This is a genomic window from Bacillus sp. 1735sda2 (genome assembly GCF_024159245.1).
GTDB classification, from domain to species: Bacteria; Bacillota; Bacilli; order Bacillales; family Bacillaceae; genus Bacillus; species Bacillus pumilus_O.
Genome location: NZ_JAMYWZ010000001.1, coordinates 3974534 through 3999657, shown reverse-complemented (window position 1 = coordinate 3999657; position 25124 = coordinate 3974534). Strand labels below are relative to the sequence as shown.

17 protein-coding genes, 4 tRNA genes and 1 pseudogene are annotated in these 25124 nt (G+C 42.9%); 12 read left to right on the top strand and 10 right to left on the bottom strand.

All coding sequences use genetic code 11. The annotated features are described in order from the left end of the window. Window positions 1-106 precede the first annotated feature (106 nt). From NKR21_RS20835 to NKR21_RS20800, 8 genes and pseudogenes are all read right to left on the bottom strand, one after another. The gene (locus tag NKR21_RS20835; RefSeq protein WP_119125656.1) at window positions 107-334 is read right to left on the bottom strand and encodes an MbtH family protein; all 228 of its coding nucleotides are present in this window, start codon (window positions 332-334) and stop codon (window positions 107-109) included. Further along, window positions 318-7501 (bottom strand): annotated as a pseudogene (locus NKR21_RS20830) (amino acid adenylation domain-containing protein). The gene NKR21_RS20835 and the pseudogene NKR21_RS20830 overlap by 17 nt, the downstream one beginning before the upstream one ends. Window positions 7502-7516: 15 nt before the next feature. Continuing rightward, window positions 7517-8425 carry an isochorismatase family protein gene (locus tag NKR21_RS20825; protein WP_119125654.1) on the bottom strand — a complete coding sequence of 303 codons (909 nt, stop codon included), beginning with the start codon at window positions 8423-8425 and terminating at the stop codon, window positions 7517-7519. Window positions 8426-8445: 20 nt separating this feature from the next. Then, the gene (locus tag NKR21_RS20820) at window positions 8446-10065 is read right to left on the bottom strand and encodes a (2,3-dihydroxybenzoyl)adenylate synthase (RefSeq protein WP_119125653.1); all 1620 of its coding nucleotides are present in this window, start codon (window positions 10063-10065) and stop codon (window positions 8446-8448) included. 24 nt (window positions 10066-10089) lie between these two features. Continuing rightward, window positions 10090-11271 carry an isochorismate synthase DhbC gene (dhbC, locus tag NKR21_RS20815; protein WP_119125652.1) on the bottom strand — a complete coding sequence of 394 codons (1182 nt, stop codon included), beginning with the start codon at window positions 11269-11271 and terminating at the stop codon, window positions 10090-10092. Window positions 11272-11297: 26 nt separating this feature from the next. Then, window positions 11298-12083, bottom strand: a complete 786-nt coding sequence (locus tag NKR21_RS20810) for a 2,3-dihydro-2,3-dihydroxybenzoate dehydrogenase (RefSeq protein WP_119125651.1) — start codon at window positions 12081-12083, stop codon at window positions 11298-11300. Window positions 12084-12087: 4 nt separating this feature from the next. After that, complete coding sequence (locus NKR21_RS20805; RefSeq protein ID WP_144457348.1) at window positions 12088-12972, bottom strand: alpha/beta hydrolase; 885 nt, start codon at window positions 12970-12972, stop codon at window positions 12088-12090. Between the two features lie 578 nt (window positions 12973-13550). Beyond that, complete coding sequence (locus tag NKR21_RS20800; protein WP_012011890.1) at window positions 13551-14408, bottom strand: hypothetical protein; 858 nt, start codon at window positions 14406-14408, stop codon at window positions 13551-13553. Between the two features lie 109 nt (window positions 14409-14517). On the opposite strand from NKR21_RS20800, the gene NKR21_RS20795 reads away from it, so the two are divergent. From NKR21_RS20795 to NKR21_RS20785, 3 genes are all read left to right on the top strand, one after another. Further along, window positions 14518-15483 (top strand): DUF4885 family protein, encoded by a 966-nt coding sequence (locus tag NKR21_RS20795; RefSeq protein ID WP_144457346.1) that lies wholly within the window; start codon window positions 14518-14520, stop codon window positions 15481-15483. A gap of 210 nt (window positions 15484-15693) precedes the next feature. Continuing rightward, window positions 15694-17058 carry a replicative DNA helicase gene (dnaB, locus tag NKR21_RS20790; RefSeq protein WP_012011888.1) on the top strand — a complete coding sequence of 455 codons (1365 nt, stop codon included), beginning with the start codon at window positions 15694-15696 and terminating at the stop codon, window positions 17056-17058. 129 nt (window positions 17059-17187) lie between these two features. After that, window positions 17188-17601 (top strand): VOC family protein, encoded by a 414-nt coding sequence (locus NKR21_RS20785; protein ID WP_012011887.1) that lies wholly within the window; start codon window positions 17188-17190, stop codon window positions 17599-17601. Window positions 17602-17631: 30 nt separating this feature from the next. On the opposite strand, the gene NKR21_RS20780 is transcribed toward NKR21_RS20785, so the two are convergent. Next, the gene (locus tag NKR21_RS20780) at window positions 17632-18837 is read right to left on the bottom strand and encodes a cytochrome P450 (RefSeq protein ID WP_144457344.1); all 1206 of its coding nucleotides are present in this window, start codon (window positions 18835-18837) and stop codon (window positions 17632-17634) included. A gap of 106 nt (window positions 18838-18943) precedes the next feature. Between NKR21_RS20780 and NKR21_RS20775 the strand changes: the two genes are divergently transcribed. The 4 genes from NKR21_RS20775 (at window position 18944) to NKR21_RS20760 (ending at window position 22556) form a co-directional block, all read left to right on the top strand. Further along, window positions 18944-19555, top strand: a complete 612-nt coding sequence (locus NKR21_RS20775) for a TetR/AcrR family transcriptional regulator (RefSeq protein WP_012011885.1) — start codon at window positions 18944-18946, stop codon at window positions 19553-19555. Between the two features lie 216 nt (window positions 19556-19771). Beyond that, window positions 19772-21061, top strand: coding sequence for an adenylosuccinate synthase (locus tag NKR21_RS20770; protein WP_144457342.1), 1290 nt, complete (start codon window positions 19772-19774; stop codon window positions 21059-21061). A gap of 136 nt (window positions 21062-21197) precedes the next feature. Then, complete coding sequence (locus tag NKR21_RS20765) at window positions 21198-22331, top strand: DUF418 domain-containing protein (protein ID WP_144457340.1); 1134 nt, start codon at window positions 21198-21200, stop codon at window positions 22329-22331. A gap of 15 nt (window positions 22332-22346) precedes the next feature. Next, window positions 22347-22556, top strand: a complete 210-nt coding sequence (locus NKR21_RS20760; protein WP_012011882.1) for a hypothetical protein — start codon at window positions 22347-22349, stop codon at window positions 22554-22556. A gap of 230 nt (window positions 22557-22786) precedes the next feature. Here NKR21_RS20760 and NKR21_RS20755 read toward each other — a convergent pair whose 3' ends face one another. Further along, window positions 22787-23311, bottom strand: a complete 525-nt coding sequence (locus tag NKR21_RS20755; protein ID WP_144457338.1) for a peroxiredoxin family protein — start codon at window positions 23309-23311, stop codon at window positions 22787-22789. 342 nt (window positions 23312-23653) lie between these two features. Here NKR21_RS20755 and NKR21_RS20750 point away from each other — a divergent pair. From NKR21_RS20750 to yycF, 5 genes are all read left to right on the top strand, one after another. After that, a tRNA-Lys gene (locus NKR21_RS20750) sits at window positions 23654-23729 on the top strand. Between the two features lie 6 nt (window positions 23730-23735). Next, a tRNA-Glu gene (locus tag NKR21_RS20745) sits at window positions 23736-23807 on the top strand. A gap of 81 nt (window positions 23808-23888) precedes the next feature. Beyond that, window positions 23889-23965 (top strand) — tRNA-Asp (locus NKR21_RS20740). Window positions 23966-23992: 27 nt separating this feature from the next. Beyond that, a tRNA-Phe gene (locus tag NKR21_RS20735) sits at window positions 23993-24065 on the top strand. 348 nt (window positions 24066-24413) lie between these two features. After that, a complete protein-coding gene (yycF, locus tag NKR21_RS20730) occupies window positions 24414-25121 on the top strand; it encodes a response regulator YycF (protein ID WP_003215017.1) in 708 nt (235 codons plus the stop codon). Window positions 25122-25124: the final 3 nt, after the last annotated feature.

Genomic DNA, 25124 nt, shown 5'->3' with positions numbered 1-25124 from the left:
TATTGATTGATAAACATTCTCAATTAAATTGTAGCAGAATGAGCTGAAAGATGGTGATGTTTATTCTGTCAAAAAAGCACCCTGATCTCCATCAGGGTGCGATGATTTATTCCGTTTTTCCGTGCGCTAGTGCAGGTTCCTTTGCTAAGCTTAATGGCCGCAAGTCCTGCCAGTGTGTCTGGATATAATCGATGCAGGCATTTCTAGTGTCTTCACCAAAGACCTTTTCCCATCCATCTGGCACTGGTGCAAATGATGGCCAAAGTGAATGCTGTCCTTGTTCATTGACCAGCACAAGAAATACACCGTCTTCACGATCAAAGGGATTTGTCATTTGTCATCTCTCCTTTATTCTTAGTGCTTTGTTTGACCCGATGCAGTGCGTTGTCTAAGATGACACCAATTTCTGCTAAGGGTTTAGGCTGGCACATGTCTTTGTGCCGGCAATGAATGTCGTGCTGTTCGATTGTTCCGTTGATATAAGGTGCCCATGCTTCGGGATCAATTGGTGTAAACCAATCTGGGATAATGGTAGATCTAAAGAATAATATGTCTCCCTGATAAGTTTTTGGCTGATATTCTCCGAGCAATCGAACTGAATTCACATAGGTTTCTTTTAGATTTCTAATGGCATCTTCACTTAAGCTTGCTAGTGCACTGCCATCTTTTTTCAAAATGTCGACGGCACTTTTCATTGTGAGCGGTTCACCTGTTAAGGTATCTGGATCATAACCGCCGAGCGCAAGAAGAGCGATTAGTGCCTCTTCTTCATCAGGTGCTGCTTTAATCGGTAAGAAATGGTTTGGATAGGCATCCAGCATCGCAACGAGTGCAATTTCTTCACCTTGCTGCTGGAGCTGTGTAGCCATTGCTTGTACAACGTTTCCACCTAGTGACCAGCCAAGAAGATGATAAGGGCCTTTTGGTTGAATCGTTTGGATGTGCTTGATGTAATCCGCAGCCATATCATCTATTGTGTGCGGGTAGTTATCTTTTCTTGCGATTCCCCGTGCTTGTAATCCATAAATAGGGATGTCTTTTTCTAATGTATTCAAGAGACCGGCATAGCACCAGCTAAGACCACCTGCTGGGTGAACACAGAAGAGAGGATACCTTTCTCCATTTGTTCGCAGCGACAGCAAGATGTCTAGTGCGTTTTCATCGCTTCCTGTTTCTAGTTTCTCTGTCAAACTTGCCACATTTGGTGCTTCAAACAATGTTCCGATGCTTAGTTTGACACCAAGTGCATCACGAATGCGGCTGATTAAACGAACTGCAAGTAATGAATGCCCACCAATGTCAAAAAAACGATCGTCAATGCTGATTTTAGGCAAATCAAGAACCTCTTCAAAGAGATGACATAGGATCTCCTCTTTCGGGTTTCTTGGGCCGCGGCCATCCGCTTGCTGTAAATGCAATTGAGGGGCTGGCAGTGATTTTTGATCAAGCTTCCCATTTGCTGTAAGCGGCATGGCGTCAATCTGTACATATGCTGCGGGCACCATGTAATCAGGAAGACTGGCTGCTGCAAAATGACGAAGTGTCTCTGTATCGAAACGGATTTCTTCAGTTGGGACGATATATGCGACTAGACGTTTGTCGCCAGGCTGATCCTCTCGCATCATGACGGTCACTTGTGCAACTGCATCATGGCGTGCCAGAACGGCTTCGATTTCTCCTAATTCAATGCGGAAGCCGCGTATTTTTATTTGATGATCAGCTCTGCCAATGTAATCAAGAGCCCCTTCTTCTGTCCAGCGCGCAAGGTCGCCTGTACGATACATCCTTGTGCCAGGTGCTCCATAAGGATCGGCAGGAAATCGATCTGATGTCAGGTCAGGTCTGCCTAGATAACCTCTTGCAAGGCCAGCTCCAGCTACATACATTTCACCTGTTGTCCCAGGGGGAACAGGCTGCAGGTATTCATCTAGTACGTAAACGTGTAAATCAGGAATCGGTTCACCTATTAAACTGCTGGAGTTCTTTGTGATTATGTCTCGATTGAGTTCATTGTACGTAACGTGTACGGTGGTTTCTGTAATGCCGTACATGTTAATTAGCTTTGGCTTACAGTCTGAGTGACGGCTGTACCAATCTTCTAATCTGCTAAGCTCTAATGCTTCACCGCCAAAGATGACATAGCGGAGTGATAATGCTTGACCTAGTGTTTGTTGTTCCTTGTCTATCTGCATGAGCTGATAGAAGGCAGAAGGTGTTTGATTAAGCACAGTCACACCTTCCTCGACTAGAAGCTGCAGCATCTCTTCAGGAGAGCGAGAGATGGTATGAGGTACAATGACAAGCCTGCCGCCATATAAAAGTGGTCCCCATATTTCCCATACTGAAAAATCAAAGGCATATGAATGGAACATTGTCCAAACATCTTCTTCATCATAATGGAACCAATGTTCAGTAGATGTCAGAAGACGGATGACATTTTGATGTGGGATGACCACTCCTTTTGGTTTCCCTGTAGAACCGGATGTATAAATAATATAGGCTGGATGCAGAGAACATAGCGGTTCGATTCTGTCTATATCAGCCGGATTATGATTTGGCATAGTCAGCAATTGATCGCTCGTTTCTTTTTCGTCTAACAAAATCAAATCGCAATCAGCAGGGAGATGCACTGCATTTACTTTTGTTGTGATGCTGCAAACTGGTTTGGCATCTTGTATCATGTATGCCAGCCTGTCTGCTGGATAGTCAGGATCAAGCGGAACATAGGCTGCGCCTGCTTTATGAACGGCTAACAAGCTTACGAGCATGTCGATTGATCTAGGCAGGGCAAGTGCAACGAACTGTTCTGGTCCAACGCCTCTTTGTATTAATAAATGAGCAAGACGATTGGATTTGTTGTTTAACTCACCATAGGTAAGTTGCCTATTGCCATACGTTACAGCCACTCGATCAGGATATTGCTGCGCTGTTTTTTCAAATAAAGCTGGGAGACTATGTGCTTGATCTAACTGAGCGAATGTCTTTTTATCAGGGAGAAATGTTTGCCGCTCTTTATCTGATAAAATGTTCACTTGACCAATCGGCACATGTGGGCGCTCAGCTACCTCTGTTAAAAAGCGCTTCATTCTGTCAGCGATTGCTCGAATGGTGCTTTGTTTAAATACATCTGTGCTGAATTCAAACAAACCTGTTAATCCTGCTGCTGATCCAGTTTCAGTTCTTTGTTCTGTCAATTCGATGGTCAGATCAAATTTAGCTGACCCTACTGGTTTCACGTAAAGATCTGAGTCAAGTTGTGTCAGCTTCATTTCCGCCTTCGGTGTATTTTGGAAGGCAAGCATGACCTGGAACAATGGATTTCGTGATCTGGAGCGTGTTGGATTTAGGATTTCGACTAATCGTTCAAATGGCAGGTCCTGATGCTCATAGGCTGCTAAGTCAACGTCTCGCACTCGCTTCAATAGCTCACTAAAGGTTGGATTGTCAGCTGTGTTGGTACGCAATACTAGTGTGTTCACAAACAAGCCCACAATGTCATCAAGTGCATCGTCATTCCGCCCAGCAATCGGACTGCCAATTGGGATATCTGTCCCCGCCCCAAGGCGTGTCATTAACGCTGCAAGTGATGCTTGAAGCACCATGAACAAACTCACCTGTTGCTGCTTTGCAAGCTCAAGGAGGTTCTGATGTAAAGCGGGTTCAATCGTAAAGTCTATCGTCGCACCATTGAAGCTTCCTTCCTGTGGACGCGGGAAGTCATAAGGCAACTCAAGTTCTTCAGGCAGGTCATGTAAGGCACCTTTCCAATAGCTGAGCTGCTTGGCAAATAGACTATCGTTCTCTTCTTCACTGCCCAACAGCTTCTGCTGCCAAATAGCATAGTCAGCATATTGAACAGGTTCTGCTGGCAAGGAGATGGATTTTCCTTGTATACGGGCTTCGTAAGCAGCAGCTAAGTCTCGCGTCAATGGTGCAAGTGACCAGCCATCACCAGCGATATGATGTAGCAATAGAAGCAGTACGGTTCGGTTTGCATCAAGCGTGAATAATTCTGCTCGCAGTGCAGGTTCTTCTTCAATTTTAAAGCTATAGCGAATGGCTTCGTTTAACTGATTCTCAATATGTTGATCGGTTGAAGCTGTGACATGGAGTTCAGGCTGGACACTTTTCTGATGTAAAATGACCTGTCTTGGCATGCCGTTCTTATTTGGAAAAATGGTTCTAAGGGTTTCGTGTTTTTCAGTGATATCTGCCAAAGCACCAATGAGAGCTGTTTGATCTAGTGTACCTGTCAGTTGAATGACAAGTGGAATATTGTAAGTTGGACTGGGCCCCTCAAGGCAATGAAGGAACCAGAGCCGTTTTTGGGCAAATGATAACGGAATCTCATCTGGCTTGTCTTCAACCTGAAGTGGCGGCCGAATGTCCTTCGCTTTGTCAATGTGCTGTGCAAGCTCAGCGACTCGAGGAAATTCGAAAATGGTACTCATGCTTAGGTCTGCACCAAGTGTATCGCGTATACGTCTAAGCAGACGAGCGGCGAGTAAGGAGTGTCCTCCTAAGTCAAAGAAACTATCATCTATGCCAATTTGAGATAGGCCAAGGGTTTCTGCAAACAAACTACATAACATGTCTTCTTGTGGTGTTCTAGGGGTCCGCTCAGAACTAACTAAAGACATATTTGGTATTGGTAATGCTTTGCGATCGATTTTGCCGTTTGGTGTAAGTGGAAGTTCTGGCAAAACGACAACAGCAGAAGGCACCATGTAATCAGGAAGTAATGAAGCCACAAACTGTCTGAGCTCTGAAGGGTGCAGAGAAGAGCCGTCTGTGAGTACAACATATGCACAAAGAAGCTGCTGCCCAGGTTGATCCTCACGAACGATAACAGACGTATGCTTTATGGATTGGTGCTGCATCATCACGGTTTCGATTTCACCTAGTTCAATACGGAAGCCGCGGATTTTAATTTGATGATCGGCACGGCTGATATAATCAATTGAACCATCTTCACGCCATCTGGCTAAATCACCAGTACGATACATTCTCGTACCTTTTGTGCCGAATGGATCAGCGACAAAACGTTCAGCCGTTAAATCATATCGCCCAAGATACCCTCTGGATACTCCTTCACCTGCAATATAAAGTTCACCGATTGATCCTGCTGGGACTGGGTTTAGTCCTTCATCTAAAATGTAAATGCTCGTATTCCAAATGGGTTTACCGATTGCCGGCCCGCTATTCTCTCGATGTGCTGTGACATTTTCCATCGTAGACCAGATCGTCGTTTCTGTAGGTCCGTACAAATTAGTAATGTCGCATTGAAGAGATTGCAATGTGTGCAAAAGGGAAGCAGGGAGTGCTTCTCCTCCAACAAGAACACGCATACCTGTTATCACGTCAGGGTATTCATCTGCCAACGCATGCCACAACGTTGGTGTTGCCTGCATGATTGTGACGTGATGAGAACGAATCATGTCTGAAAGCTTTGCTGGTTCTTGTATGGTTTCTTTTTTTGCCAATAAAATAGCAGCCCCATGTAAAAGCGGGAGGAACATTTCTAGCCCGGAAATATCAAAGGCAATGGTCGTTACCGCTAAAAGCTGGTCTTCTTGATCTAATAAAAATGAATCTTGCATGGACAATATAAAGTTGATCACATTTCGTTTTGTTACAACAACACCTTTTGGTTTTCCTGTCGATCCTGATGTGTAGAGGATGTAAGCCGGGTGATGCGGGGAGCCTTCGCTCCAGGTCGGATTGAGATGCGGACTGCCTGCTATCTCCTGATGAACAGTTGCATCATCCAGTTGAACGATGTGCGGATGGTCCAAACCGTCTGCTCTCTCTTTGATTGTGAGCAAACACGCCGGTTTCGCATCCTCTAGCATATAAGTGACACGATCGTTAGGATAATCAGGGTCTAGTGGCAGATATGCGGCTCCCGTTTTGACGACGGCTAATAGACTGACGATCATATCGATGGACCGAGGCAGAGCAATTGCGACAAATTGTTCTGGTCCAATGCCGTGTTTTTTCAAATAATGAGCTAATTGATTAGCCCGCTGATTTAGCTCTTCGTAAGTCAAAGTGATTCCTTCAAACTGTAATGCTTGTGCTTGTGGTGTATTGCTCACCTGTTTTTCAAATAGTTCCCGTAAAGATTCCTTTGGTAATTCTCGTTTTGTATCATTCCAGTGCTTGAGGATGTTCTCTTTTTCTTTAGACAAAAGAAGATTGAATTGACTGATCGTCTGATCGTGCTCTAGTCCGGTTATTTCCTCCAGCAATTGAAGAAAACGCTGCTGATGAGCGTCAACTGCTTGCTCTTTGTAAACGGCAGGGTTTGCATCAAAGTCGATTTGAAATCCGTTCCCATCCGCGCGGTCGTATATGTTGATCGATATATCATCCACGGGTCCTGCTGAGAGGTTATGGGCTTGACCCATGCTCTGATCGAACATGAGATCATAATCAAATGGCATGATATTGATCTGCGGGCCAAATAATCGCTGATTTCTTCCGATAAGTTTAAAGTCTCTCCGCATGTCCTCGTGACGATATCTTTGATGAGGGCGAATGGCTTTTAGTTCATCAGATACTTGGCGAACAAGTGATAATAGTGTCATTTCTGGTTTGCATGTTAAACGAAGCGGTACCAGATTCATAACCATTCCGGGTGTTTGTAAGGCGCACGATCCAAGGCGCATCATAACAGGTAATCCTAAAACAATATCATGTGCACCAGTCATACGATGCATATATAAAGCGGATGCAGCAAGGATCATTTCATGCCACGTACCACCGAAGGTTGAAGCATTTTTTTTCATTTTGCTTACCTTTGCGGCATCGTAGCTCGCCGTTTTTCGGATAAAATGATCCGACTTCTTGGGGCAAGCTCAGCAAGGCTGACAATTTCCGGTTGATCAGCAAAGCGACTTTTCCAAAACGCTTGATCATCTTCATATCGATTGGACTGTTGATAGGTGAGCTCCTCTTGGACTACGTCATGTAAGGATCCAAATGTTTGAGGGGGCATAGGTGTCCCTTTCGATAGAGCTGAATAGATCTCAGCAACACGACGCGCAATGAGCGAAAAGGCGAATCCATCAATGGCAATGTGATGAATGCGCTGATACCAGATAAATCGATCGTCAGCAAGTTGAAAAAGTACTTCACGGAATAATACATCTTTCTCTAAAGAGACTGGCGTTGAAAGATCTGCCCTCATCCATGCTATAGCCGCATCAAGCGGCTGTTTTTCATTTTGTAAATTGATTGATTGGAATGGAATTTCTTTCTTAGATGTCAACCATTGCTTTGGACCGTCAGTATCCTCAACGAATCGCATATACAAAGAATCTGTTTCTAAGACAGTTTTTCTAATGGCTGCTTCAAAGTGTATGGGATCAATAGGACCTTTAATATCTATATACTCTGCTGTATTGAAAATAGGATTAGATGGATCAAGCTGCTGCGCATACCAAATGCCTGCTTGGGCACCGGTTAGTGGGAATGAATCGACTGACTGGATCGACAAGGGTCTATACCTCCTTTACAAGTAATCGATATTTGGAATAGATGGCTGTTTTTCTGGGAAAAGAAGAGTCCGCCAATGAGCGAGCGTTGGATTTGCTGCAAGCTCAACGAAATTGACTGTCGCTCCTTGCTGTCTCCACTTTTCCGCTAGGCTCATCATTCTAATAGAATCAAGTCCAAGGTAGACGAGATTCTCGTCAAGCGGTATTTCATTCGGCTGAATTTGAAGATGCTCAGCTACTTGCTGAAGAATGGCTTCAAAGGATAGATCATCACTTTCTGCTTCCAATCCTGATAAACGACGAATGAGTTGATTTGTTGTTGTGGTGACCGCACAGCGTTCAGCTGCATAGGTCATGGCCATTTTGTGATGTTTCAATGAAAAGTCAGCGACGGCATCTGCGACAAAGAAGGTTTCAATATCGAGCATGAATGCTTCTGCGGCTGTCAACATACAGCCAATATGTGCATATACGCCAGTAATGATCAATTGATCACGCCCGCCCTCTTGAAGAATATCCAAAAAATTAGATTTTTTGAATGCGCTATAACGCCATTTTGTCAGCATTGTATCTGCCTCAGATGGAGCAAGCTGATCAATGATTTTTGTCAATGCTTCATCATCACCAAGTCCAGGTCCCCAAAAATCTGTTAATAGGGCACGATCCTTCGGGTCTTGGTCACCAGGCTGAGCTGTATAAACGACTGGAATGCCAAGTTCATTGCATGTGTCACGTAATTGTTCAATATGCTGAACTAACTCTGTGATCGGTGATGTATCTTGTTGAAAAGCATTTAAAAAATATTGCTGCATGTCATGTATCAGCAGAACAGCACGTTTCGGATCCGGTATCCAGTTCACTTTATTTTCAGGTAAATCATGTGTGCTTGGCATTGGATATGCAGGAATAGTAGGGATTGCCATGGTTTTCACTCCTCTTTTTTTTATACGTTGGCAGTATGGATTGCAGCTAATTCTCTTAATGCTTTTTTACTGACTTTGCCTACACCTGTTTGTGGGAACGCATCGATCCATTCAATGCGGTCAGGAATTTTATAGGCTGCGAGCCCTCGTTCTCTTAGAAATGATTTTAAGACATGCGGTGCTGGTTTGTTGTTTCCTTTCGCGATAACAAAGGCACATGAGCGTTCGCCAAGAAATGGATCCGGCATGGATACCATGGCGGCATCATGAATGTCAGCATGCGCAAGTAAATGGTTTTCAACTTCTTCAGCAGCAACCTTTTCACCGCCACGGTTGATTTGATCCTTGTCTCTACCTTCTACAACAACATTTCCTTCTTTGGTTAATCGTACGATGTCACCTGTTCTATAAAAGCCATCGGGTGTAAATGCTTTTTTATTTTGTTCATCGGCTTTATAGTAGCCGCGAATCGTGTAAGGTCCTCTTGTTAAAAGATGTCCAGCCACTTCATGCGGGACGGGCTTGTCCTCATCATCAACCACTAGTACCTCATCATATTCAGACATCGGGCGTCCTTGTGTATGAATAATGACATGTTCAGGATCACCTAATCTGGTATAGTTGACCAGACCTTCTGCCATGCCAAAAACTTGCTGTAACTTACATCCAAGGGCAGGCATCACTCGTTTTGCTGCCTCAGCACTGAATTTAGCACCACCGACTTGTAAGACTTCAAGACTCGATAAGTCATCTGATCGATGAGGAGCGGCTTCTAGCCAAATCAATGCGATAGGTGGGACGACAGCGGTAATGGTCGCCCGTTCTTTTTCAATGAGTGGAAAGACGACATCAGGGCTTGATCCAGGTGCAAGAACGACTCTTCCGCCTGCGTATAACGTCCCAAGGACTCCAGGCGAGCTTAATGGATAGTTGTGCGCAACTGGAAGTACAGCTAGATACACACTTTCTTGTGTGAGCTCGCACACCTCATTGCTTTTCCAAAGACTATAAATATAGTCATCATGCGTGCGAGGAATAAGCTTAGAAAGGCCTGTGCTGCCTCCAGATAACTGAAGAAATGCAATATCGCTTGCCTCTACATGAATTTGGGGATCAAGTGCTGGGTCCTTGCGCAAATCATCTAAGCCAAGGAATTCCTCAGCTTCCCCTGCAACAATGACATGAGGTAATGAGGGAAGCTTTTCTTTCACTTGACGTGCGAGCGTTCGATAATCAAAGCCGCCATCGATATCTGGTATGACATATGCGTCTGCTTCGGCAAACTCAATAAAATAAGTGATTTCACTGCTTCTATGAGACGGCAGAGAGAAGACGGGTAAAGCACCGATACGAAATAAAGCGAAAATGACCTCAAAAAAAGCAGGAATGTTCGGAAGCTGCACGACAACTCGACTTCCTTTTTGAATTCCAAGCTGATGAAAACCGGCGGCAAGACTGCTGACGCGCTCATTAAGTTCTTGGTAGCTCATGTGCGTATCAGCGTATGTAATCGCTGTTTTATTTCCTAATGATGCGGCGCGTTCACGAAGCATACCGCCAAAGGTTTCCCCACGCCAACAGCCGTTTTCACGGTAGCGTTTTGCAAATTCTTTTGGCCATGTAGGTGGTTGAACAAACATGTTTTTGTCATCTCCTATGTATTTTTATAGCTGATGGATGCCCATCGCACGAAGCATCGTGTTAAATTTTGCAGATGTTTCGGCTAGCTCATCCTCTGCTTTTGATCCTTTGACCACTCCTGCACCAGCAAAGAGGCGAAGGGAGTGACCCTCAGCTTCTGCACAACGAATGGTGACAATCCAATCACCATCACCATTATTATCTGCCCAGCCGATCATTCCTGTAAAAAATCCTCGATCGAAGGGTTCAATCGCACGAATGGCTTCACGTGCATCTGCTGTAGGTGTTCCGCATACTGCAGGTGTAGGATGAAGGCTAATCGCTAAATCAATAGAGGACACACTAGAATCTGTTAATTCACCTTTGACCACAGTAGACAAATGCCACATCGTTTCTGTTTGTATGACGGATGGTGATGCTGGCACATCTAATGTATGACAATAAGGAGTAAGCGCTTTAGTGACAGCTTCGACAACCACTGCGTGCTCGTGTAAATCCTTCGCTGAAGTAAGGAGTTCATCATGACGACGCTGGTCTTCTACTGGATCTGAACTGCGCGGCCGAGAACCAGCGAGTGGATTGGAAATCACAGATGAACCAGTTTTTGAAAGAAGCAGCTCAGGGCTTGCCCCAAGAAGTATGCGCTTTTGGGAAGCCTTCGGGTCAGCTATATTTGCAGCAAACGTATAGCCAGTCGTATTATGACGAGCCAGTCGTTCGAGTATTGTTTTCGTATGAATATCTCGATTTGCTTTGAGATGGAGAGATCGAGAGAGTACGATTTTGCTAAGCTCTCCGTTCTCAATTTTAGCTAATCCTTCGTTCACACCTTCCATGTAGACATCTGGAGCAGGGACAGGTGTCACCTCATAGGATGGCGATACCGCTTCTGACTCCTCATCACCTTGTTGAAATTCGAGTGGATCACTAAACTGTACATGGACTGGTACATTTAAACGAACGGGCTGCGCCGGATCAAATGGGACAGCACCAGCCACAATCGGTGTTTGAATTCCAGCTTGTTTGGCATCGTCAAATACATGCGCTACCCTTGTGGATAGTTCATTTAGCTGATTGGTTTCAATATGCTGGAAAATCCCTTCTGCAAGTATCGTGCGTTTAGGGGAAGCAAGGAAAAAAGCACCTGGCTGATAGTCTTGAAGCAACTGTACTTTTTCTTCTGACGACAATAATGAATGTTTCATGAAAAGGCCTCCTTTTGAATGAAATGCTAGATTCCGAGTGTTGCGCCGCCATCAATTGTGAGATTCTGCATCGTAATATGATTGGATTGCTCAGATGCAAAGAAAATGACTGCATCAGCGATGTTTTGAGGATTAGCGATTTTTTGTAAAGGAATACCGGTTTTATACGTCTCTAATGAGCCTTTAATCACCTGATCTTCTCCTTGTTCATCAGCCCATAAAGCCCATTGCATAGGTGTTGCGGTAGAGCCGGGAGAGACGACGTTGCACCTGATCCCGTAGGCTGCCAGCTCTAATCCAAGCGTTTTTGTAAAGGAAGTAGCTGCTGCTTTTGAAGCGGCATAGGCAGCCATATTCATTCTAGGAATGGCACCTGCGTTAGAGCTGACAGTCACAATGACCCCTTCTGATCTTTTCATCATGTATTTGGAGACAGCTTGAGATACGTAAAAGACACCGTGTGTGTTAACTGCGAAAGTTTGTTGCCAGTCGTCTGCACTAAGCTGGTCGATAGAACCCATTCGAAGAATGCCTGCTACATTGACCAGTAAATAAATGGGTCCAAGCTGCTTTTCAATTTGATCAACAATGTGCTGAACAGAAGTTTGATCGGTGATGTCACCTGGATAGGCAAAGGCACGTATGCCTTCATCATTCATTTGCCTGACGGTGCTTTGCAGCTGATCTTCATTTGCGTCAACTGCTGCAATAATCGCACCTTCCTCGGTTAGTCTTTTTGCGACTGCTTGTCCAATACCTTGTCCTGCGCCTGTGACCAGGGCTATTTTTTGAGATAGACCACTGTTTTTCATGTGTTCACTGCCTTTCCTTCATGTCTGTGGGTGTGAAAGGATCATCATGATAGAGTGCAAAACGAAAAGCGTCATTCATCAGCACCGGTAAAACGGACGTATGTCCTTCTTTAGGGAACTCGTGATAGGCTGTATGCAAGCCATATGAGGATAAAGGCAGCATACGATTTGCTAGTGCATGTGCATGATCATTCATTTGACATGGATGATGTTTTTCTAACTCACCTACACCTACAAGCAGCCTGACATCGATAGGCACCTGACGTATATGATTGATGAATTGGTGTTCTTTTTCTAAAAATAATTTTTTGTTCCAGTGGATAGAAGGACTGCCTGCAATATATGTCTGATAAGCATCAGGGTGCTCAAATAGTGTGTGTAATACAAAAAGACCGCCAAGAGAGTGCCCAAACAGTGTTTGACGACTCTGGTTGATCGGAAAGCGCTGCTCGATATAAGGCTTTACAACCTTTTCTAAAAAAGAAAAGAACGCAGATGCGCCGCCATATGTATGGGTGGAGAAATCCTTTCTTTTGCCACCAATGGAAGCGTCAGGGCCGGTTAGAGTGAGATCATAATGCCTGAGCGGATGATAGGGCGCGTCTGTCTGATAGCCAATTCCAACAATGATGGCAGGTACAACACCTGTTTTTTCGGGTTTTCTTGACTGTAAACGAATGGCTTCGAACATTGTGCCAAAAATTGAATTCCCATCAAGCACGTACATGACTGGAAAACCAGCCGCTGGAGGAGTAGTATTCGGTTTAAATATAAAAAGTCTGTATGGGTGTGCTGTGATATCCAGTTGCTCCGTCCCAGGTATAAAAAAAGGACGGCTTTCTCCGAAAAATGAATCCTCAGTACCCATTCCTTCGGGGCTTTTGGACATAAGTGACAAGTCTCCTTCCTCAAATTCGACTCTCATTCGATGATAAAAGTAGGCTTACGGATATTGATGAGTGTAGAAATTAAAGAATGGTTTCTTCAAATGAAAATGATTCTCAACTATCCGCAAGCAAAACAAATGATAATGGTTATCAATTATGAAGTCAAATGTTCATAATGTTGTGTATTTGATTTTTTTACCATAATATTCAGAAAATAAAGGGCTAAATTACTAACAAATGATTTGAAAAAGGGAATATCGGACCTTGTCATTTAAAAATAGGAGAAATGTCAAAAGACCTTGACTGCCTCGGATTTTTTACCATTTTCTTCTGTTTGATACAGGAATATATATAGGTTTTTCTTCTTGAAAAGATTTTAAGGAAAAATAAGTCTATAGACCTAATTGTATTTTTGGAGAAAAAGAGGAGAATTTTGAGAAAAGTTGGTGATCCCATATCTCAAAACTTATTCAATATTATGCGTAGCTTTTTTAGAGTGGAAAATTATACAATTAAAAAAGTAAGGGCTGTACCCTTACTTTTTGGTCAATTGGTGTACATGTCTGGAAACACCATTAAATTAGAATCCATCTGTGACATCATATTCGTAACGGATATCGGCTTTGACATTGCTCATAGTAGATCTTGCTGTAGCCTTTGCATTGTACTTAAAGCTCCATTTTTGAGCGACTTTTAATTGATTTTCCAGAGAAATACGGTAAGAACCACTTGTTGCAGATGAAACAATGGATTCGTTCCAAATCTTGTTTGCATCAGCCATCAGCTTGTGAGTGACATTTCCTTGGTTAGGCGATTGGGTACTAGTTGTTGAAATGGATTTAACGATTGCATTTTTAGGGATAGAAGAGTTCTTCGTTAAATCCATTGAAATGACAGAAGAATCAACTCCTAAAAAATTCAAAGAAGTATTCCCCATGTTGGTGGCGGCTCCCGTAAAATTGAATGTTCCATTTCCAGATTTGATGCGATCTTGAATGGAGACAGTAAAATACATATTTCCTGTATATGTACCACGGGTCACTTTCACAAAATAAGTTTCTGAAGTAGAAGTAACGTCACCAGTATTTGCAAAAATAAAGGGCGTTACCGAATCTGGATTAATCACTTCTGTTTTTACATCAGTATATTTCGAGTTATACACCTCGATTTTCATCCCAGTATATTGCTTATTATACGAACTTCTGACATAAACTCTTTCACCTTTATTGATCGTAAATTGATAATACGCTTCATTTTCACCTTCAGGTAAGATTGTCGTATCTGGACGACTATATTTCCAATATCCCATTGAGCTTGCTGTGTTAGGACTGTTATTCCCCGTGATCGCTGCTTCTGCTGAATTAGATGCAAAAAAACTAGTAACAAGCATTAATAATAACGCAGGTAATAAAAAACGTTTGAAGATAGTATTTGTCATATTTTAACCCTCCTTGTAATAATTACTATATCGGATCAAAACTAACAAATTTTAACTTAATTGCCGATATATTTAATAATCACAAATTTTTTTAAAAAGGAGAATCAAAATGAATATTAATACGTCGTACACAGCAGGTGCTTCAAACAATCAGAACCGAATAGACTATAAAGGTCAATCAGCTATTAAAAGTACAAATGAGGTGATGACCGAAGCTGATAGACGAATGAAAATATTAGATGAAAAATACGAAAAAATTAATGAACAAAATAAACGATTCCAAGACCCTCATGGTCATATATTTGATAAGTATCGAAATCCACATTCCCCTTATTATAGAAATGATTTAACCAAACCAGAAAGAGAAGCTGCTTACTCTATGGAAATTGGTTGGGCTAACCACGGGAGAGGGGGGTATTATAATTTTAATGACGCCATCTTCCGTAACGAAAAACGGTACGATCCTACCCAAGAAAGTGTAGAAAAGAAATTATTCAACCGACAAAAGGTCAACGAACAATTACAAGATTTGTTCTCTAAAAATGGTATAACCATTCCTAAAAACATGAATTTCACTTTTACCATCGACCCAAATCATTTCAAATTAGTGGTGGGTGGTTCAACAGATGAATCGCTGACTAAACAAATAGAAGACCTATTAAATACAAGCAACAATACAAGAGAATTATTTTTCCATATTATGAAAAGTAGAAATGATGATTCGACTCAATTCACGCCTGATTCTCTTGCTAAATTCCACCTTGTGAATCAAATCAAAACGGTGACAGGCTACAATTTAAAAGACTTAAATATTGTAAACGGTCAATTTGTAACGGATAAAGGGGTCAATATTTTTGATATATACAAAGAAGATCTCCTGAAAAACCCATACACAGCAGAACATGCACGAATTGCCGCTTCACATTACGGAGCACAGCTATTTGATCTAGCCAAAAACGGGTTTGATTCTATTCCCGATTTGGTGTTATCTATTGGTTATCAAAACGGGTCGTTACATGACATTGGGCAAAAAGAAAATTATGGAGTGAAGAAAACGGTAGAGAACAAAAGGTGAACGTCAACAGATACAAATCCCATTAGCGACAATGAAGGACTCTATAACAATTGATGTTACAGAGTCTTTTCTATTGAGATGCGTTGGTTGGCTGTTCAACGAAACCTCCTCATGGTAATTTTGACTATAGACGATGTTTTTCACTTTTTTATTGGTGAAAATGTTAAAATGATGAGTAGCGTATTTTTTTATGAAAGGACGGTGCTTGGCATGACGGAACTTCTCGATGACCGGCTGCCGCCGCAAAATATAGAAGCCGAGCAGGCCGTATTAGGTGCTGTTTTTTTAGAACCATCTGCGCTCACGCTCGCTTCTGAGGTATTAATTCCAGAGGATTTCTATAGAATGTCGCATCAAAAGATTTATAATGCGATGCTTGTACTTGGTGATAGAGGGGAACCGGTCGATCTTGTTACGGTGACATCTGAACTGGCCAATACAGATTTACTAGAAGAGGTAGGCGGGATTTCGTATTTAACCGATATTGCGAACTCTGTCCCAACTGCCGCAAACATAGAATACTATGCAAAAATTGTAGAAGAGAAATCCATTTTAAGACGTCTGATCCGCACGGCGACAACCATTGCACAGGATGGATACACGCGTGAGGATGAAGTAGAGGATCTGTTGAGTGATGCTGAAAAGACCATTATGGAAGTGGCGCAGCGTAAAAACTCAGGAGCTTTCCAAAACATTAAGGACGTGCTTGTTCAGACATATGATAATATTGAACAGCTTCATAACCGAAAAGGCGATATCACAGGGATTCCAACAGGTTTCTCCGAGCTTGATCGGATGACAGCTGGATTCCAGCGAAATGACTTAATTATTGTAGCAGCTCGTCCATCAGTAGGGAAAACGGCTTTCGCATTGAACATCGCACAGAATGTTGCGACCAAAACGGACGAAAGTGTCGCCATCTTTAGTTTAGAGATGGGATCTGAGCAGCTAGTTATGCGTATGCTATGTGCTGAGGGGAATATCAATGCACAAAACCTAAGAACCGGTAATCTGACAGAAGAGGACTGGGGCAAGCTGACAATGGCAATGGGCTCGCTATCTAATAGTGGGATTTTCATTGATGATACACCAGGAATCAGAGTAAGTGAAATTCGCTCAAAATGCCGCCGCTTGAAGCAAGAAAACGGTCTTGGAATGATCTTGATTGACTACTTACAGCTTATTCAAGGGAGCGGACGATCAAGCGATAACCGTCAGCAAGAGGTTTCTGAAATCTCTCGGGCATTAAAATCGCTGGCAAGGGAGCTTGAAGTTCCAGTTATTGCTTTGTCTCAGCTTTCACGTGGAGTAGAGCAGCGTCAGGACAAACGTCCGATGATGTCTGATATTCGTGAATCAGGAAGTATCGAGCAGGATGCCGATATCGTGGCATTCCTTTATCGTGATGATTACTACGATAAAGAATCAGAGAATAAGAACATTATTGAAATCATCATTGCCAAACAGCGTAACGGCCCAGTGGGTACAGTATCACTGGCGTTCGTCAAAGAATATAACAAATTCGTCAACCTGGAAAGAAGGTTTGACGATGCGGGTGTTCCGCCCGGTGCTTAAAGCCCAGCTCAAGAAGCTGGGCTTTTTTTAATGGATCTACATCGAAAGAATGATTGAAAAACGATCGAAATGAGGAGGAGAGAAAGATTGAGAAATCGTATACTAAAAGAAGAAAAGGAGTGATGACTGATGAAATTTCAACAGTTCGAAGCCGCTCAATTACGCATCGCACGCCCAACCGTCAACATGGAAGAGGTTGTGTCCTTTTATGAAGAAGGCTTAGGGCTCAAACGAATAGGCTCGTTTGATCAGCATGAAGGATATGATGGTGTCATGCTGGGGCTCCCTCATCAGCATGTTCATTTAGAAATCACAAAGCATGAAGAAGAAGAAAGTTTGCCCGCCCCGCATCCAGAACAGCTTCTTGTGTTCTATATTCCGGATGCTGAGGAATTTCAGCAAATGAAAGAGAGGTTGCTCTCATTTGGCGGACGGCAAGTCACCTCTACAAATCCATATTGGGAACGGGGTGGAGCAACCATTGAAGATCCAGATGGGTATCGCATTGTGCTCATGAACACAGATGGCATCACCCCTGTTTAAAAAGACTCCCATGCCCGGGAGTCTTTTCTGTTATGAACGAGGTGTGACACGCAGTTTCAGCTCTTTCAGTCCATACATGCTGCTGCTTGTCATCGGAACATAAGAAAGGAGCTCTAGCGCCTCATATCGTTCTATGAAAATCTTTATAGCTGTACATGCTTCAAGACGTGCTAGTGGTGCGCCAAGGCAGAAATGGATACCGTGCCCGAAACCAATATGAGGATTAGGATGGCGGTGTATATCGTATTCATGTGCGTTTGAAAATTGACGCTCATCTCGGTTGGCGGAAGCAAGAAACACAATCACATTGTCGCCCCTTTTCAACACTTTCTCTCCAAGTTCTGTATCTTTTGTGACATAACGAACAATCGCAGGAGCTGGTGCACGAAAACGGACAGCCTCTTCCACCGCACGTGGGATGAGTTCAGGAGATTGGGCGAGCGCTTCATACGCACCAGGCTGTTCTAACAAGCTGAACATCATATTGGAGATCAAGTTGGTGGTTGTTTCGTTGCCGGCTAAAAGAAGAAGATTACAAAATGGAATGAGTTCATCTGCTGACAGTTTGTCTCCATTCTCCTCCGCTTGAATGATGAGGGAAATTAAATCATCACCAAGGTTGTGATGTTTCTTTTCAATGGTGTCTGCAAAAAATGCCATCATGTCAGCTTCCCCTTTGTCACGTGTTTTCTGCCATTCAGCTACATCCTTCTCACTTTCACTTTTAGGCATGCTGACGAGAATATCTGACCATTCTTTAAAAGATTGTTTATGCTCTGAGGGCACACCTAAAAGCTCTGCAATGACAATGACAGGAAGCGGATAGGAAATGTCTTGCACTAGGTCAATCTCTTTTTTTCCTTCAAGTTGTGCCATCAGTTCATCCATTAATTCATGAATACGAGGCTCCCACAATTTCATGACTCGAGGGGTAAAGGCTTTGCTGACAATGGAGCGGATGCGAGTGTGATTGGGAGGGTCCATCATCACCATTGTTTTCATCAGTGAATGCTTCCGCTGGTTTTTAGGAGGCTGACTCGAAAAGGTATCTTTATCGATTGTCACGCGCCTTGCTTCCTCGTAGGTGAATACACTCCACGTTCGGCTGGCTTCGTCAAAATGAACAGGTGATGTCTTGCGCATGTTGGCATACCAATCAAATGGGTGATACGGGTCCTGCTTGTTTTTTCCTCTTAATAACGTTTTTTGCACGGCACTTGGGGACGTTGTTTCCATGATCATCACTCCTTATAGTTTGTCAGATGCTTCCTTTTTTTCGTTGTGTTAGATTAAAGTTAATTCATCAGCCTGGAGGATTCAACCAACAGAAAAGCGAAATCTGTTGAAGAAAGTAGGAAGGGGAGAGCGGCTTGTGGCGGATTGCTACAGAGGGGATAAGCGCGCAACGGAATCAAAGCAGCAATTAAGAAAAGCATTATTTCAATTATTAAGCGAGAAAGAATGGGGGAAGATTTCTGTACAGGATTTGACGAAAGTGGCAGGCATCCACCGCACAACCTTTTATCAGCATTATGAGGATAAATTTGATCTTGCCCAGCAGGTGATGGATGAGATGTTTGATGTGATGAAGTGCGCCATTTTTGCGCCTGTACAAGAAGATGATTTAGAAAAAGAGCATCCGGCATATGTATATATTTTTCGATTTTATCAGCATTTGCAAGAGCATGAAAAGGAGTATCAAATTCTCTTGAAACGAGGGCGAGAGCTTAATATTCATGAAACGGTTCGGGCTTTTTTTGAAGAAAGTTTTTCTTTGGGAAAAGAGGGGGTTGCAGGCTCAAAGCCTGATCCGCAACTCGTTCCTATCGACATGCAGAAGCAATTCGTTATTTCTGCTTACATTGGAACGGCTGAATGGTGGCTGAGGACAGGTAGACCGTATTCACCAGAATTTATGGCAAATTCGATGATTCATTTAATTGAAAATCAATAGAAAGTAAGAACTATCAAAAACATTGGTTTTACTCAAAATCTCCCTTTTTAAGCGCTGAAGAAGTGAGTAAAGCGCTTTTTCTCATATTTAAAACGAACAAAATTTGATTTCGAGATATTAATGTTCGGCTTTCACGTTGACTTTTTCGGTTTGCATTGATAAAATAAATGTGTTTGAAAGAGATAACGTTTTGAAAGGTTAACGGAGGTGCACGATATGTCTTCAGTAGTCGTAGTAGGTACGCAGTGGGGTGACGAAGGGAAAGGGAAAATTACCGATTTCCTTTCAGAAAATGCAGAGGTGATTGCCCGTTATCAAGGGGGAAACAATGCAGGTCACACGATCAAATTTGATGGAGTGACTTACAAGCTACACCTCATTCCGTCCGGTATTTTTTATAAAGAGAAAACTTGTGTCATCGGTAATGGAATGGTAGTTGATCCTAAAGCGTTGGTCACTGAGCTTGCGTATCTTCACGAACGGAATGTGAGTACAAATAACCTCAGAATCAGCAATAGAGCCCATGTGATTTTACCTTACCATTTAAAATTGGACGAGGTAGAAGAAGAGCGGAAAGGGGCTAACAAGATCGGTACGACGAAAAAAGGAATCGGACCAGCTTATATGGACAAAGCAGCTCGTATCGGTATCCGTGTCGCAGATCTATTAGATCGTGAAGTATTTGAAGAGAAGCTTGCTCGTAATCTAGAAGAGAAAAATCGTCTTTTAGAGAAAATGTACGAAGCAGAAGGCTTCAAGATTGAAGATATTTTAGATGAGTATTATGAATATGGCCAGCAAGTGAAAAAATATGTCGTAGATACATCTGTTGTCTTGAATGACGCACTAGATGAAGGCCGCCGCGTGCTATTTGAAGGTGCACAAGGTGTTATGCTTGATATCGATCAAGGGACATATCCATTTGTTACGTCATCTAACCCAGTGGCTGGGGGAGTGACGATTGGTTCTGGTGTAGGACCAACGAAGATTCAACATGTGGTCGGCGTGTCAAAAGCGTACACAACACGTGTTGGAGATGGCCCATTCCCGACAGAACTCCATGATGAAATTGGTGATCAAATCCGTGAGGTTGGCCGTGAATACGGTACAACAACTGGACGCCCGCGCCGTGTTGGCTGGTTTGACAGTGTTGTTGTCCGCCATGCTCGTCGTGTGAGCGGGATTACAGATCTATCTCTTAACTCAATTGATGTACTGACAGGGATTGAAACATTGAAAATCTGTGTCGCTTATAAATTGAACGGAGAAATCACAGAAGAATTCCCAGCAAGTCTAAATGAACTAGCGAAATGTGAGCCTGTCTACGAAGAAATGCCAGGATGGACAGAGGATATTACAGGCGTGAAGAATTTAAGCGAACTGCCTGAAAATGCCCGTCATTATTTAGAGCGCATTTCACAATTAACAGGTATTCCACTTTCCATTTTCTCAGTCGGACCAGATCGTTCTCAAACGAATGTTGTCCGCAGCGTGTACCGTCCATAATCATAGACTGATCAAACACCAGTAAAATTGCACATTTTACTGGTGTTTTTTTGTTTAAATATTTCTTAATTTCTGTAGAACAGGCTTCCGATCATTACCAAAATATGATAACTGTATAGGGGAAAGGGGCGTTCTAGTGAAAGAAAGAATAAGATTATTAGATATTTTAAGAGGTTTCGCCATATTAGGCACATTGGGGACGAACGTCTGGTTTTTTGCGTATGCAGGGGATACCTTTGCGACAGATCAGATTGCAGATGAATATGAGAATGGCAGTTTTTTAGAAAGCCTTGTTTCCATGTTCGTCTATGGGAAAATGCTCTCGCTGCTCACCATCATGTTCGGTGTAGGACTAGAGCTCAAATACCAGCAGGCCAAAAGAAAAAATACGCTTTGGCCGGGTACATATTTATGGATTCTTTTATTTTTATTTATCGAAGGCTTTGTCCATTTTGCACTTGTGATGGAATATGATGTGCTCATGAGTTATGCTGTCACCGGTTTGCTTGTGGCATTTATTTTACGAGGAGGGAGCAAGCGTATCAAAAGAGGCATGATCTTCTCTGGAGTCATTCATCTGCTTGTTCTGTCCAGTCTGATGGTGTTCGCCCTCTCTGAAATGGAAACAGCATCGTATGATCAAGGGAGTGAACCCGCGCTGGAAGAGCAGATGCCAGAGACATGGATCTCGCAGGTTCAAGAACGATTGCAACACTTTTTCATGTACCGGGGGGAAGCGATCTTTATCATTCCAATGAACACATTTTTGTTTTTATTAGGTGTGCGGATGATGAGAGCCGGTGTATTTTCTGCAAATGAACGCGGGCAGTCTCTACGGAAAAGACTATTCCGAGTCGGTCTGTGGGTGGGGTTGCCGCTGAATGCACTTGTCTTCGTTCCGAACGAACTAGTGGAATTCGTGGTGCGCTATGCGTTTTCGCCATTCCTTTCTCTTTTCTATATTGCTGTTATTGCGAAGCTCCTGGCTCACACAGAGTCATGGTTCATGTGGAATTGGCTTGAATATGTAGGGAAAATGGCGCTTAGTTGTTACATCCTGCAAAATGTCATCTGCTCGGTTCTTTTTTATAGCTGGGGATTGGGTCTTGGCGGACAAATCAACGCTCCTCTTATCGTATTGGTATGGCTGTTGATTTCTCTTCTGCAAATTACCATATCAGCGTTTTGTCTAAAGGTTTGGAGAATCGGTCCAATGGAATATATTCGTTCGCGGGCACTTCGCCGGGTGACGATGAAGAAAGCAGGATAAAGGGGAATCGTGACAATGTTTTTCAAAAAAAGTACGAAAAGAGAACAAGCGAATGCGCGTAAAGCAGCTGTGTCAGCATTTATCTTTTATCTTCTCGCATTAGGAGGACATGCGCTGTACTCTTATTTCCAGGATGATAAACCGCCAGTCACCTTTGTGATTCTCATGGCGGGTCTCCTTGTATTTTTCACCTCAGATTGGCTATACAATAAGAGACGTTCATAAAAGAAGCACTCATGACGAGGGCTTCACAGCGTGTAGACAAACCCTCGCATTCTTTGTCAGTCCTGCGCGTTGGTGCTCACGAATGTCAAATTCGCTCCGCGCCACTGCTCGTCCTTCCTAGACTGCAAAGGTTTTCAGACCACGCTGAAAAGAAGACAAAGGGCTAAAATAAAGATCATTTTAGCCCTTTGTCAACAATCTGAGAAGCCCTCATGACGAGGGCTTCTTTCTTATTTCACGCTTTTATATTGACCTTTTAAGTTTTTGCGGATGTACTGAATGATTTTGCGCAATTCGTTGGCATGCGGTCTGCCAAACGGACTTGTTTGCCTTTGCTGATAGAGGACTTGGCCCTTTTCGTTTAGTAAGAAATAGGCTGGTTCTCCGTGCACTCCGTGATCATCATAAGGAGCATCTTCCCCGTGATAGTGGACTTCATATGCTTTTAATGAAGTGAGCTCCTTGTCAGACATGATGGGGAAGGATAGTCCTTCTTTATCGGCAAATTCCTTCAAGTCATCAGAATGATCTGTTGAAATCGCCATTAAGTGGATATCCTTGTCTTGAAAGTATGATTGCTGCTGTTCGAGCTCTTTTAATTCTTCTACACATACTGGGCACCATGAGCCTCTAAAGAAGACAATCAGGTGCCAGCTTTGATGCTCCTCTAAATGTTTGTGAAAATCAATATGTTCGCCCTGAATGGTTGGGAGTGAAAAATTGGGCATTTTATCTCCTAATTTAAATGAACTCATACTGCTTCCTCCTTTTTCAATCACAATGTCACTTGTTTCATGTATAACCAATTTCGATCGGTCTAAAACGTTTCTATGTGCTTGAATAGGCAGAGGTCATAAAAAGAGGCAGTGAAAATGAAGGCGGTTGCATGTATAAGGGATTTGGCAGGAGATTTCAAATCCGACACTTTTTTTAAAAAAATGTCGAAAAACGTATTGCCATATGTAATTACTCTATGATATTATAAATCTCGTTGTTGCAAAGGTCTCTGAAACTTGTTAGGATGCGATGTTCCAGCTTTTTTAAAGCGATTGGTTTGACGCAATACAACTTCTTCAGAATTACTTTTCACAAACCGAGAGCCATTAGCTCAGTTGGTAGAGCATCTGACTTTTAATCAGAGGGTCGAAGGTTCGAGTCCTTCATGGCTCACCATGTATTGGCCCGTTGGTCAAGCGGTTAAGACACCGCCCTTTCACGGCGGTAACACGGGTTCGAATCCCGTACGGGTCATTGATTTACTTTAGCGTTAAGCTAATTTTTCCTCACTTGCTTGGAAGAGCACCACGATTGCTTTTTCGGGCAAGTTACTGAGGTCCGGTAGTTCAGTTGGTTAGAATGCCTGCCTGTCACGCAGGAGGTCGCGGGTTCGAGTCCCGTCCGGACCGCCATTTATATTTATTCATCTTTTTGATGATGGCTCGGTAGCTCAGTTGGTAGAGCAACGGACTGAAAATCCGTGTGTCGGCGGTTCGATTCCGTCCCGAGCCACTTCCAAACGCATCTGCAATCGCAGGTGCGTTTTTCTTATGAAAAGAAGGCATAAAAAGGGAGAAGCCGGACCTAGGTAGGGCCCGGCTCCATAAGAAGAAGACGTTACATTTATATAGACGATCGGTGACTGGAAAAGTTTCAATAAAAAAGGAAAAAAACCATCATTTTTTTGAGCATCGTCTTCCTATCCAACGATTGCTAGAAAAGAAAGCCGTTATTATTTTTATCTTTGCCACGTAAAACGTTATAATAGACAGTGAGCCTTTTTTGCTCAAATGAAAAAGGTCTGATGAAACATGCAAAAATGGAATGACATAGATGCTAAAAATGCAGGAGGAAATCACAATGGAAAAAAAGATTCTTGTCGTAGATGATGAAAAGCCGATTGCTGATATATTGGAGTTTAACTTAAGAAAAGAGGGCTATGAGGTTCATTGTGCATATGACGGCAATGAAGCCCTTGAAATGGTAGAAGAAATCAAACCAGACATTATTTTGCTAGATATCATGCTACCGAATAAAGATGGCGTTGAAGTATGCCGTGAAGTGAGAAAGAAATATGACATGCCGATTATCATGCTGACAGCAAAAGACTCTGAAATTGATAAAGTCATCGGTCTTGAGCTTGGCGCAGATGATTATGTGACGAAGCCATTTAGCACGCGCGAGCTGCTTGCCCGTGTGAAGGCGAATTTAAGAAGACAAATTGCTACGCCGCAGACAGAGGAAGAATCTGAATCAAATGATATTGAAATTGGATCACTTGTCATTTATCCAGATGCGTATGTGGTGTCTAAGCGCGAGGAAACGATTGAATTGACGCACCGTGAGTTCGAATTGCTTCATTATTTAGCGAAACATATCGGACAAGTGATGACACGTGAGCACTTGCTGCAAACCGTATGGGGCTACGATTACTTCGGAGATGTCCGTACAGTAGACGTCACCGTCCGCCGTCTTCGTGAGAAAATTGAAGACAATCCTAGTCATCCGAGCTGGATCGTGACAAGACGAGGCGTCGGCTACTATTTAAGAAACCCAGAGCAGGACTAAGAT